General features: G+C 40.0%; 13 protein-coding genes and 1 riboswitch. Of the genes, 4 read left to right on the top strand and 9 right to left on the bottom strand.

Annotated elements, in window-relative coordinates; translation table 11 throughout:
• Nucleotides 1-79: 79 nt before the first annotated feature.
• The 3 genes from sigZ to DESMER_RS11010 all read right to left on the bottom strand — a co-directional run bounded on the left by sigZ (nt 80) and on the right by DESMER_RS11010 (nt 2064).
• Nucleotides 80-637: an RNA polymerase sigma factor SigZ gene (sigZ, locus tag DESMER_RS11020; RefSeq protein ID WP_014903129.1), complete on the bottom strand. Its 558-nt coding sequence runs from the start codon at nt 635-637 to the stop codon at nt 80-82.
• Between the two features lie 60 nt (nt 638-697).
• Nucleotides 698-1393 carry a GGDEF domain-containing protein gene (locus DESMER_RS11015; RefSeq protein ID WP_042334452.1) on the bottom strand — a complete coding sequence of 232 codons (696 nt, stop codon included), beginning with the start codon at nt 1391-1393 and terminating at the stop codon, nt 698-700.
• A gap of 110 nt (nt 1394-1503) precedes the next feature.
• Complete coding sequence (locus DESMER_RS11010; RefSeq protein ID WP_014903127.1) at nt 1504-2064, bottom strand: DNA-3-methyladenine glycosylase I; 561 nt, start codon at nt 2062-2064, stop codon at nt 1504-1506.
• Between the two features lie 216 nt (nt 2065-2280).
• Here DESMER_RS11010 and corA point away from each other — a divergent pair, with 216 nt between their 5' ends.
• Nucleotides 2281-3234, top strand: coding sequence for a magnesium/cobalt transporter CorA (gene corA / locus DESMER_RS11005; protein ID WP_014903126.1), 954 nt, complete (start codon nt 2281-2283; stop codon nt 3232-3234).
• A 131-nt stretch (nt 3235-3365) separates the two neighbouring features.
• Here the strand turns inward: corA and leuD are convergent, their stop codons facing one another.
• The 3 genes from leuD to dapA form a co-directional block, all read right to left on the bottom strand.
• Complete coding sequence (gene leuD / locus DESMER_RS11000) at nt 3366-3890, bottom strand: 3-isopropylmalate dehydratase small subunit (protein ID WP_014903125.1); 525 nt, start codon at nt 3888-3890, stop codon at nt 3366-3368.
• A 16-nt stretch (nt 3891-3906) separates the two neighbouring features.
• A complete protein-coding gene (locus tag DESMER_RS10995; RefSeq protein ID WP_014903124.1) occupies nt 3907-5193 on the bottom strand; it encodes a 3-isopropylmalate dehydratase large subunit in 1287 nt (428 codons plus the stop codon).
• Between the two features lie 175 nt (nt 5194-5368).
• Complete coding sequence (gene dapA, locus DESMER_RS10990) at nt 5369-6244, bottom strand: 4-hydroxy-tetrahydrodipicolinate synthase (RefSeq protein ID WP_014903123.1); 876 nt, start codon at nt 6242-6244, stop codon at nt 5369-5371.
• Nucleotides 6245-6363: 119 nt separating this feature from the next.
• Nucleotides 6364-6540: riboswitch (Lysine riboswitch) on the bottom strand.
• Nucleotides 6541-6885: 345 nt separating this feature from the next.
• Between dapA and DESMER_RS10985 the strand changes: the two genes are divergently transcribed.
• Nucleotides 6886-7890 carry a sulfurtransferase gene (locus DESMER_RS10985; protein ID WP_014903122.1) on the top strand — a complete coding sequence of 335 codons (1005 nt, stop codon included), beginning with the start codon at nt 6886-6888 and terminating at the stop codon, nt 7888-7890.
• Between the two features lie 92 nt (nt 7891-7982).
• On the opposite strand, the gene DESMER_RS10980 is transcribed toward DESMER_RS10985, so the two are convergent.
• The gene (locus DESMER_RS10980) at nt 7983-8402 is read right to left on the bottom strand and encodes a hypothetical protein (RefSeq protein ID WP_014903121.1); all 420 of its coding nucleotides are present in this window, start codon (nt 8400-8402) and stop codon (nt 7983-7985) included.
• 151 nt (nt 8403-8553) lie between these two features.
• Here DESMER_RS10980 and DESMER_RS10975 point away from each other — a divergent pair, with 151 nt between their 5' ends.
• Entirely contained in the window at nt 8554-9351 is a 798-nt protein-coding gene (locus DESMER_RS10975) for an SDR family NAD(P)-dependent oxidoreductase (protein ID WP_014903120.1), read from the top strand.
• A 104-nt stretch (nt 9352-9455) separates the two neighbouring features.
• Nucleotides 9456-10145 (top strand): DNA/RNA nuclease SfsA, encoded by a 690-nt coding sequence (gene sfsA, locus DESMER_RS10970; protein ID WP_014903119.1) that lies wholly within the window; start codon nt 9456-9458, stop codon nt 10143-10145.
• Between the two features lie 42 nt (nt 10146-10187).
• Here sfsA and DESMER_RS10965 read toward each other — a convergent pair whose 3' ends face one another.
• Together DESMER_RS10965 and DESMER_RS10960 are read right to left on the bottom strand one after the other, a co-directional pair.
• Complete coding sequence (locus DESMER_RS10965) at nt 10188-10991, bottom strand: MerR family transcriptional regulator (RefSeq protein ID WP_014903118.1); 804 nt, start codon at nt 10989-10991, stop codon at nt 10188-10190.
• 195 nt (nt 10992-11186) lie between these two features.
• A complete protein-coding gene (locus DESMER_RS10960) occupies nt 11187-12125 on the bottom strand; it encodes an ABC transporter permease (RefSeq protein ID WP_014903117.1) in 939 nt (312 codons plus the stop codon).
• Nucleotides 12126-12130 lie beyond the last annotated feature (5 nt).

Genomic DNA, 12130 nt, shown 5'->3' with positions numbered 1-12130 from the left:
CCATCAGTTTTCATTAAATAGTCTTTACTAAGTAAAGACGCAGGTAAAGAAAAAAGGACGCAGCTTTACGTCCATTTCCTTAACAATATTTGCATTCACTACTTTTATGCTTATAGTCGATGATATTCCCTCTGCTGTCAATTTCCAACTGACAGCAGCCTAAGAGCATTTCTTTAAGCATTTTTCTTCCCCGCTGGACTCTGGATTTTGCGCCTGATAGAGAAATACCTAGCTTCTCACTCAACTCTTTCTGAGTCATGCTTTGAAATTCTGTCAGCAGAATAGCCTGCTTATAGGTCTCAGGTAAACTTTCCACCATAATCTTTAAGCAGGATGCTATTTCAGTATTCGCAGAAGTTTCTTCTGCGGTATTGCTTTCCAGATCTTCGCCAAGATCTGTGCTTTCCAACTTAAGGTTATTCCTCCTATAGTAGTCCTTAATAGTGTTATGGGCTATTCTGAATATCCAAGCATGAAGTCTATTCTCCTTCATCAACCCGCCGATATTTTTATGGATTTTTAAAAAAATCTCCTGAAATATGTCCTCGGCATCCTGTTCATTGGCAACCCGTTTCTTAATAAACCTTTTGAGTGGTAGACTGAATTCCTCCCAAACACAGTTTATACAAGTACTCATTGCAAACCACCTCATTTTTTCATAGCAGGCGTTCCTATAGGAGATTATTTATAGATTACTTTATTTAGCGTACTGACCACATAAAATAGTACGATTTTTACCATTTCGTTTAGCTAATAAAAGAGCTTGATCAGAAGCCACAATAAGTTCCTGAATAGTATCCCCATCGTCAGGATAACTTGAAACGCCCAAGGAAATCGTGATTTGAGGATAGGATTCATTATCTAGGGCACTAATTTCTGTGCGGATCGTTTCGGCCATCTTCCAAGCATTAGCTTTTTTGCAGTCCATCAAAAGTAAAACTATCTCTTCTCCACCATACCTGTACACTCTATCTGAAGCGCGAGTGGATGCTTGAATCGTTTGTCCAACTTTAGTCAGTACCCTATCACCAACATCGTGACCAAAACGATTATTAAAATCCCGGAAATTATCTATGTCAATAAAAATTAATGAATATGAACCCTTATATTCTTCTAAACTCTTTATATCATTGTCAAAAGCTCTCCGATTGAGTATTCCTGTTAAATTATCAGTATTAAGATTTACTCTTAATTGCTTATTGATTTTTTTAAGTTTATCAAATTTCCGGGCAAACACTTCTGCTACAAGGTAATTCATTAGCCCAAAAACAATACCCAGTATCAAGCATTTAACAATAATACTGTTAAAGAAAGGGATAACCATGAAGTGCGTAAGTGCTGTATGCATAATTGCAAGAATTACCATAGCTAATAACAACCAAACTCGGATCATAAACATTAAAGCTCCCTTTTATTTTATTATCACTTCAACAGAAGATTCAACCATTACGCTAAGTATATATCCTTTCCTGTTATTACTCTTCTTTCTATCAAATTTAAGCCTCATCTATTATTTGTATGGTGTAGGCATGATCTTACATGATCATCGACCATGCCGATTGCTTGCATAAATGAGTAGACAGTTACTGAACCCACGAATTTAAAACTTCTTCGTTTCAAATCTTTACTGATTTGTTCTGAAAGTGAAGTTTGCGCTGGAATCTGTCCATCCAACTCCCAATGATTGATGATCGGTTTAAAATCAGTATAGCGCCATAAGAAATTCGAGAAACTTCCAAACTCTAATTGAATTTTAAGAACAGCTAAGGCATTGCTTCTAACAGATTTTAGCTTTAATTGATGTTTAATAACATTATATTGAGTTCTGATGCCCTCTAGTTCTTCGTCGCTTAGCTTTGAGCAATAGACAATATCAAAATTGCGGAAAGCTCTTTTATATTCCTCTCTTTTAGAAAGAACAATATTCCAGGATAATCCTGATTGAGCACCTTCTAAGGTAAGCATTTCAAATAAATATGAATCATCATGACTTGGTCTACACCACTCTTGGTCGTGATACAGCTGCATCATTGGATTATTTCCCGGCCATAAACATGCACTCATGAAAATTCCCCCAGTTAATTCTTAAGTCGAAAATTTTACACAAAAAGTGGTGCCCCAAACTGTCTCGTACATTTTATATCAAAATTCAATTTCAAGCTACAGGTCAACCCCAAAAACCCTTGGAGGGTATTAAGGCAATTAATGCGAATTAATGAGTTATCTGTTAAAATTATCATGTTAATAGATATTATAACCAAGACAGGAGAATGAGTTAATTTGATTCGAACCTTTGGATTTAAGAAGGACTCGGAGCCTTATCTTAACTTCAGTCTAGCTAGTTTAAGTGATCATGATCTGCAATGGTATTGGGTTGATTTTGATAACCCTAGCGAGTCTGAAATAGAATTGTTACAAAAGCACTTTAAGTTCCATCCCTTGGCTATCGAGGATACCCTTTTTTCTTTGAACAAACCCAAACTAGACTATTATGAAGGGTACACCTTTTTCATTCTTAATGCTTTGAAAGACGATACTCTCGACCCCTCGGAGGTATCCTTATTTGTCGAACAAAATTCTATTATATCCTTCCATACTGATAGCTTGCCTGAGATTGATGCGGCTTGGGAACGAGTTACCGGAGATCCATCCCATTGGGACAAAGGGTCTATATTTGTAGCACACCAAATTTTCGATAAAATAGTTGACCGTTTTTTCCCGGCTGTTTATATGATTGAAGATAAATTAGATGGATTAGATGCAAATCTAGATCGTAAGTTTATCCATAAATTGTTAGATGAGGTATTTCAAATAAGAGGGGATTTATTGAAACTTAGAAGAACCGTATCATCAATGAGAGATTTGTTGTATAGAATCTTGAATTCTGAACGACTACCAGGCTTCAAAGAGCATAAAATATATTTTTCTGACATACATGACCATCTATTAAAGCTCTCAGATATGATTGAGTCCAGCCGGGAAATAACGTCTGACCTCCGTGATAGTTATTTATCCATCAATTCAAATCGTATGAATACAAATATGATGGTACTGACGGTGATCACTACAATTTTTATACCTTTAACCTTTATAGCCGGAATTTATGGAATGAACTTTGATTATATGCCGGAGTTATCCTGGAAATATGGTTACTTCCTAGTTTTAGGAATAATGTCTTGTATCGGTGTTTTAATGTTCTTGTGGTTTAAGCGCAAAGGATGGTTTGATAGTTAATAGACTGGCAAAAGGTTATTCTTACTTTTTCCGTATTCTGCACTCACGGGTAAAATAAAAAACCCTGCAAAACCAAAGGGTTGTACAGGGTTAAAGGCTCAACTTAAAAAACAAATAATAGACCTAAGAAATCAATAGTTTGAATCAGCGTAACCAACCCAGCCGCCTTCTTTGACAAGTGTTTTGTCAAACTCGCCGACTTGGAAATCAATTTCCTCTGATTGGTCTGATGAAGTTACAACAATCTTATTACGATCAATGTCAATTGTTATTAAAGTGTCTTTCCCCGCGTAGTTCTCAAAAAGATAGTTTAGTTTATCAGCCGGCAATTCAATTGCTAACATACCGCAGTTATACATATTCTGTCTGAAGATCCGGGCAAAGCTCTCAGCTATCACCACATTGATTCCGTTTACTTCTAAGGCCCAGGGAGCATGCTCTCTGGAAGACCCGCAACCAAAATTGGCTCTTGTTACAAGCACAGTTTTGTTCTGAATATCTTCTTTATTGTTAAATCCAGGAAGTGTCAAATCCTCTAATAAATAAGGTTGCAAGGCCTCCTTGGTAATTTCAGTAAGATATTTGGCCGGAATGATTTCATCGGTATTGATATCACTTCTATCCAAGAATAAGACTTTTCCGCTAAATTCTTTCATCTTTCCCTCCGATATTTCAAGCTTTATACAATTGTGAGTTGGTTATTTTTCCTTCAATCGCTGAAGCTGCAGCAGTAGCAGGACTCATCAAATGAACAGTACCGCCCTTCCCCATTCTGCCATTAAAATTTCGGTTTGTGGTAGAAGCACAGGCTTCACCATTAGCTAGAACCCCATTACTCATGCCAAGACAAGCTCCGCAGGTTGGGTTTGTAACGCAAAAACCTGCGTCTTGGAAAATCTCAATTAGACCTTCTTTTAAAGCCAAGGAATAAATAGCCGGGGTTGCAGGGCTTACAATGGCCCTTACGTCATCGCTTATCTTCTTATCCTTAATGATACTAGCAGCAATTCTAAGATCTTCTATACGACCATTGGTACAACTTCCTATATACACCTGATCAATTTTTGTATGAGACATTTCCTTGACTGGTTTTACTTGGTCTGGTTTGTATCCGAAAGTAACCATTGGTTCTAAGGTTGAGACATCATATTCATAGACTTTTTCATATGCAGCATCAGCATCTGAAGTCCATTTTGAGTATTCCAGCAAAGCGTCTTCTTTAGTTTCAAATTCGTCTTGAATGAATTCCCAGAGGTATTCAACGGTTGTCATATCTGGGTAGCATATGCCACAAGTGCCTCCGGCTTCAATGGCCATGTTGCATAATGTCATCCGTGATTCCATGGACATTCCCTCGATCACCGGTCCGGTAAATTCTATGACCATGTTTGTTGCCCCGTTTACTGTCAGTTCTTTGATAATAAAAAGGATCAGGTCTTTGGCATAAACCCCCGGCTTTAAGCTGCCATTAAGCACAAATTTAATGGTTTTGGGGAAATGGAAGGCACAGATACCCTTAAGTATCCCTACTTCAAGGTCAGTAGTCCCGACACCGGCAGCAAAAGCTCCAAAAGCTCCATGGGTACAGGTGTGTGAATCTCCCATGATAATTGTATAGCCGGGTCTTACGAATCCTTTTTCCGGGAATATTGCATGGCAAACACCATTTCTCCCGATGTCAAAAAAGTCTTTGATACCATGTCTTTTCGCCCAATCCCGAAGAATCTTTCCCTGCTCAGCAGTTTTAGAATCTTTGGCAGGTGTGACATGGTCGATGACTGCCTTAATTTTCGTAGGATCAAAGACTCTGTCCATTCCCCTGGCCATAAGATCCGTGATGGCAATGGGGGTGGTAATTTCATGACAGAAAACTCTATCCAGTTTTAAGACATGGGTATCCGGAAACGGCATGTTCACCCTGTGTGCATCAAATATTTTTTCAGCGATTGTTTTCCCCATTTTATTCTCCTTATATTTTTATTAAAATTTAACCCAGAAAAAGCCCCAAAATCTATTTCATCCTCCGATGATGCCGCTTTAGTAGCAACCTTGGGATCTATCCTATTTTATAATAAAATCTTATTATATTAAAGTATAATATTACAGTTTTGTACGATAAGAAATACTTGTCATTTTAACCTTTAATTCGGAGGTATAAATCATCGAGAAATGCTTTTTCGGTTTCTACAGCGTCGACCAAAGGAAGTCTTACTCCCCCGGCATTAATCCCCTGATACTTCAACAGGTATTTAATCGGTACAGGGCTGGCGGTTACGAAAATCCCTTTAAACAAGGGAGTTAGCTTCAAATGCCATTGTAAAGCTGTTTGAGTATCCCCGGCAAACCAGGAGTCGATCATGTTTCTCATTTCGTCACCAACCACGTGTCCGGCCACACTGACGATACCAGTGGAGCCCAAAGCCAGCATAGGCAAAGTTAGGGAGTCATCCCCGCTATAGATAGCAAAATTTTCAGGTAGAATGCGCTTTAGTTCGCTGAGCTGATCCATCATTCCGCTGGATTCCTTAAGCGCTGTTATATTGGGGATTTTGCTCAGTCTGAGCACGGTTTCCGGGAGCATATTCACCGAACATCTGCCCGGGATATTATAAAGCATTAAGGGAAGCGGAGTGGCTGCGGCTATGTTTCGGAAATGCTGATATAAGCCCTCTTGAGAAGGTTTGTTGTAATAGGGTACCACTGCCATCAGCCCGTCTACTCCAATTGCGGCTGCCTCTTTGGCTAATGCTATACTTCCTTCTGTGGTGTTTGAGCCGATCCCGGCAATAACGACAGCCCGCGAGCCTACGGCTTCTTTAACGACTTTAAATAATTCAAGCTTTTCTTCAGATGAAATTGTCGGGGATTCCCCGGTTGTCCCCGCGACGACAATCCCATCATTACCATGCTTAACTAAATGTAAAGCTAAACGCCCCGCTTCTTTATAATCAATTTCTAAAGCCTCGTTCATAGGTGTAACCATTGCTGTAAGAATTCTTCCAAATGACATATTCCCACTCCTTACCCCTTATTATACAGGTGCATTTTTTGTTCATAATATAAAAACAAGGCGCAGATTAAGCTGACGCCTTGTTCTAAACAAAATTAATAAAAATTAAATAATGCACACAAAACGATAGCACTTCACCGCGATACGGTGACAGTTCAAGGACTCTTAATCCGGGAACCAGGCATGGAATTAAAGAGAAATTCCACCCTTCGGAGCCATCCCCTTTCGCTGAGGATCATAGGTATCTCTCCAACCTCATCTTAGCTACTTTTGTTTGACCCGCCTCTATCTTCAGGTATTCAACTAGTTAGATTATAGCGAAAATCACCCCTGAGTGCAATGGCCTATTTGTTAAATTTACCAACATATCCCATTGATTAACGCCATATTGTCGCACTCATAAGCATTTGCAAATCTATTACATAGATATATGGTGATAGTATATTTACATAACCAGCTATCGATGATAACATTTAGCTTGGTTATATTCATTTCTTGAACTGTAGATCTATAGTTCTAAGAATATGGGGGTGAAAATCGATATTCTCTCCGATAATCTGCAGTTATTATTTTATCGAGAGAGCCGCTATTTTGTACAATATAAAGGTTTAAACTAAATATTTTGTGAGGAGAAAACATTAATGAAAAAGAAATTACTTACTGTCCTTATTTGTATTGCGATGGTAGCAACATTTGCAACTGGCTGTAGTTCCACCACTACACCGGAAAAGCCTGCGGCAGAAACTCCGACGGTTAAGGCAGTCGAAAAGACAAAGGTATTTGTGTCCGCAGATTGGGTAAAAGGTGTCATTGATGGTAAACAACCGGAATCAAAAGATTATGTAATTATTGAGGCCGCTTGGGGCCAGGTTAGCGAAGATAAAGCCTACACAGAAGCACATATTCCGGGAGCGATCCATCTAAATACAGATGAAATCGAAGAAGAAAAGAAATGGGATATCAGAACAGGCGCGGAAATTACCCAGGTAATGAAAAATTATGGTATAACGAAAGATACTAATGTAATCGTTTATGGTGCAGACTCAGGTGCAGCGAGAGTCGCATTCGTATGTATCTGGGCTGGAGTTGAAAATGTCAAGGTCCTCGATGGTGGATTGAACGCTTGGAAAAAAGCCGGGTATCCAACTAAGGACGGTATAGAAACTGCTCAAGCAACAGCGAAAGATTTTGGGGTAACTATACCTGCCCATCCGGACTATGTTTTAGCGACTGACGAAGTAAAAGATAAGCTGGCAAAAGACAAGAACTTTAGATTAGTAAGTATTCGGAGTTTAGATGAATTTACAGGTAAGAAAAGCGGCTATAGTTACATTAAAAGAGCTGGCGAACCTAAAGGTGCAGTTTGGGGACATGATGAAACTGACTACCTCAATGAAGACGGAACATTCATCAACTTTGACAAGGCGGTAGCCATGTGGGCTGACCAAGGTATAACAAAAGATAATGAAATTGCCTTTTACTGTGGAACCGGTTGGAGAGCAACTATCCCTTGGCTCATGGCCTATGAAAATGGTTGGAAAAATATTAAATTGTATGACGACGGCTGGTTCGTATGGCAGATGGATGAAAAGAATCCGGTTCAGGCCATTACTCCCGAAGAAGCGTCAGCTAACTATAAAAAATAATTAATAGCTTAAAGAGAGTCTGATAGCAAAAGCTGTCGACTCTCTTTGCTTTTCAGTTCTAATCCTCCGGGCCTTGATCAATTCCGAGGCTCCTACTTTTTTAAATATCCTATAATCTTAATGTTTTGAATCAAGTTGACGATTGCCAATATGAAGCTGATAAAGTAATAGGAGCGATAGTCTTCTGTTGAGAAGCCGATAGTGAAAATAGTAGCTGCCAGTGTAATGATAATTAGGAAAACGACCAAGGAGACAGCCTCTTTGCCTAAACCAGAACTCTTTTTTATCATTTTAATAAACACAATAAGGGTAATAATCGTAAATATCACTAAGATGCTGACCCCAATATGTAGAATTTCATCAATGGGGTACAAATCCTCCCAGGTGTTGTTTAGATAAACAACGAATCGCATCACTCCCATCTTTTTCACTGAGTATGTTTGAATTAGATAGGCTATTATAATGAAAAGAATTTGCAGGATTGTTGCTAATCTAAATAGGATTTTCTTCAAAATGACTATACCTCCTTAACGCTATCATGACCAATTTTGATGAACAAAAGCGGCAGCCTTCTCCTGCAGGCCAGGCACCAGCCTCGTTTTCTTGATAGTATTTATTTTAAAATTTCGGTATTATACTCATAGCACATTTAGGAGGAATAAGATGACAAACACTAATACTTCAAATTCCAATACTGACTTAGCGGGAATCAGTATCGTTGTCACCGGTGCCTCAAGTGGTATTGGACTTGCAATGGCAGAAGGGCTTCTTCGTGCAGGGGCTAGGGTTGCCTTAGCTTCCAGACCGGGCGTGAAACTGGATAATCAAGTCAAACGACTTAAATCATCCGGTTTGGATGTATACGGATTACCTATGGATGTTCGCTCGGAAACATCGATAGCGGATTCAGTGGAATGGGTACAAAGAACCTGGGGAAAGCTTGATGTTTTAGTCAATAACGCCGGAATTGGGATGCGCACAGTAAATAAGCGCTTCTTGATTGAACCCCTGCCCTTTTTTCAAGTTACCCCTGAGGGGTTCCGAAATTTAATTGACACAAATCTTACGGGTTATTTTCTTGTGGCCCGAGGGTTTACCCCCCTGATGATCCGCCAGGGACATGGGAAAATTATCAACATTACGATGAATCAAGAAACCATGAGGCGTACAGGCTTTATCCCCTACGGCCCTGCCGGCTCCGGTGCAGAGTCACTGTCCTACATTATGGCCGAGGATCTCCTCCCATATGGAATATCCGTTAATATGCTGCTTCCTGGCGGAGCAACTGATACGGGGATGATTCCCGAAGATCTTAGGGGGCAAATCAAATCCCCTCTTCTACGCCCAAGAGTTATGGTAGAACCCATTGTATTCTTGGCTTCCAGCAAGTCCGATGGCCTAACAGCTGAAAAAATAAATGCCCTTGAATTTTCCAAGTGGCTTTCTAAGTATGACAATTGATTAACTATCCCATCCTCTATATTATTCTTTACAATGGGCGGCAATCTTGTCATGAAATTAAGTTTTAGACAGGCTATGGCTTATGAATAAAAGGAGTGCAAACATTGAAGTATTCATCTGTTAAAATTGCAAGATTTATAAGACGGCCTAATAGATTTATTGCTCACGTAATAGTAGACAATAATGAAGAAATTGTCCATGTTAAAAATACCGGGCGATGCAGAGAGATACTCCAAGAAGGAGCTATGGTAATTCTGGAAGAAGCAAAAAATACAGGGCGCAAGACGAAGTACTCCCTTATAGCCAGCTATAAGGGAGATGTTCTGATCAATATCGATTCACAAGTCCCCAATCTGGTGGTGTTTGATGGTATCAATGAGGGGAAAATTAAGGAATTTCGCGAAGTTACACAACTTTCCAAAGAGGTTATTTACGGTAATTCTAGATTTGATCTATACTTTGAAAGCAACGATCAAAGAGGGTTCATTGAAGTAAAAGGTGTAACCCTTGAAACTGAAGGCATTGCCATGTTCCCAGATGCTCCTACTCAGAGAGGCTGCAAGCATATTTATGAAATGATCAAAGCTGTTGAAGAAGGGTATGCAGGGTTCATCTTCTTTCTCATTCAAATGAAAGGCGTAAACTATTTTACCCCCTTTGAGATAAGGGATCCGGAATTCACAAAAGCCTTAAGGCTCGCCAGTGAAAAAGGAGTGACTATCCTGGCTTATGATTCGATAGTTTCTGAAGACGGGATAACCATAGGCACTCCGGTAGAAGTCCGTCTTTGCTAGACAGGGCTTCAATGATCTACACAATCTACTATGACCTGATTTTCAAATCCCTAATAAAAGCTCCCGATGTTCCTCGCTGTCGATAATCGGGATTTGCACTTCAGTAATGTAGTTCCTGTTGTCTCGTTCCACAAATTGATCAATGATATTAAAGTTTATGGTTATATCAGCAAGATCTAAATCTCCACCCGCCTCACGAATCCGCTGGGCACTTGCGTAGATGTGTTCATAAGCACCCTGATGATACCCGCAGAGATAGCGCCCGGCGGGTATAACAGGAAAGCGCAGAGAATCAGACGTTTCTTTTTGCAGGATTGTGTTTTCTCCATCGTCAAAGAGATAAGCACCAAAATATTTGGAATCGTTTTTGTAAAACACCACCGTTGGATTGAGATAGAACCAATCATCCCCATAGAGCAGCTCTTCTCCTCCTATAGGAAAATAGAACCTCTCGGGGAATGCCTTAATTGAAACGCACTCAATGTCTACATTGGGCAATTCCTGTTCGATGAAATGAATTTTCTGCTGAATTGCCCTGTCAGTATTAAGCAGGTTTTCTGCTTTTTTTCTGATGATACTTGACTGCTTTTTTAGCTGCTCCAAGTTAGAATCGATATCACGGGATTCTAAATAAGAAGCCTGAATTTCCTTGAGGGAATAACCTAGGCGACGCAGATAACGTATGGTGGCCAGCTTATAGATCTGATCGAATCGATATTTGCGATAGCCGTTGGTCGGGTTCCGTTCAATGGGGACTAGCAGCCCAATTGAATCATAATAGATGAGTGTTTGGACATTTAAATGAAATAAAGCACTTATCTCGCCAATGCTAAGAGTTTCTTTCATATAGCCTTTTCCTTTCCTGTGCTAAGGTCATTATATCTATCAATTGCCCATCAGACAATCCCGTAGTTTTTCGACCTATTCAGGAGCAGAAATATTATTATCCTAACTAACCTTTGCGATCTCAAGGAAAAATCGGACATATGTTGGCTATGTATAATTTCTAATGGTTAGTGCAGATTTCTTCAAAAATCGTCGCTACCTTTTATTGCGCTCGAAGGGGATACCTAATGCAGAAGGGTCAATACTTTTACCAATTGATAAGAAGAGTACGATGACGGCAACCAGATAAGGGAACATGGTGAATACTTGAGTCGGAATCGGGAAACCCAAGGTTTGAAGGTTGTACTGCAGTGCCTGGGAAAATCCGATGACCATGGCAGCCGCAAGAATCCCGATGGGATTACGCCGTCCTAGGATTACAGCCACCAAGGCGATATACCCTCTTCCTGAGGTAACATTCTCCATAAAGAACCCCAGTTGTCCCAGGGTTATACTCGCTCCCCCTAATCCGCCTAATACACCGTTTATAAAACAGGCAAAGTAACGAATTGCAAAGACATTCAGACCTGCAGAATTCGCCGCCTGCGGGTGTTCTCCAACAGCATGCAGATTGATGCCCCACTCCGTTTTATAAAAGAAAATCGCTGTTAGTATAATGCCAATTAAAGCTAAATAGACAAATAGGTTTTGATTAAACAGAGCTGGGCCTATGATCGGAATACTGGCCAGCAAAGGGATTTTTAGGTCACCAAACATATTGCAAGCTGGAATGGTCGTTGTTTGACCAAAGACAATTAAGAACAGGAAGCTTGTCAGCCCCATAACCATAAAGTTAAGTGCCAGACCTGCAATGGTCTGGTTTGCTTTACAATGGATACTCAACACAGCATGGATCATGCTGACTAAGATCCCGCCAACAATACCCGTTAATAGACCCAGGAATAGATTACCAGTAAAAAAAGCAACGATGAAGCTGAAAAACGCTCCGGATAGCATAATTGCTTCAACGCCGATATTCAGGATTCCAGCTTTTTCAGAAACAGCCTCTCCCAATCCCGCTAGGATGAGCGGGGTTGCCATCCTGACAGAGGCTACTAAATACATGGTAATCAGCGCAATAATTTCAGAATCCATTGTTT

Origin of the sequence: Desulfosporosinus meridiei DSM 13257, from assembly GCF_000231385.2 — a bacterium.
GTDB lineage: Bacteria > Bacillota > Desulfitobacteriia > Desulfitobacteriales > Desulfitobacteriaceae > Desulfosporosinus > Desulfosporosinus meridiei.
The sequence above is the reverse complement of the archived record's forward strand: the minus strand, read 5'-3'. Positions and strand labels throughout refer to the sequence as shown.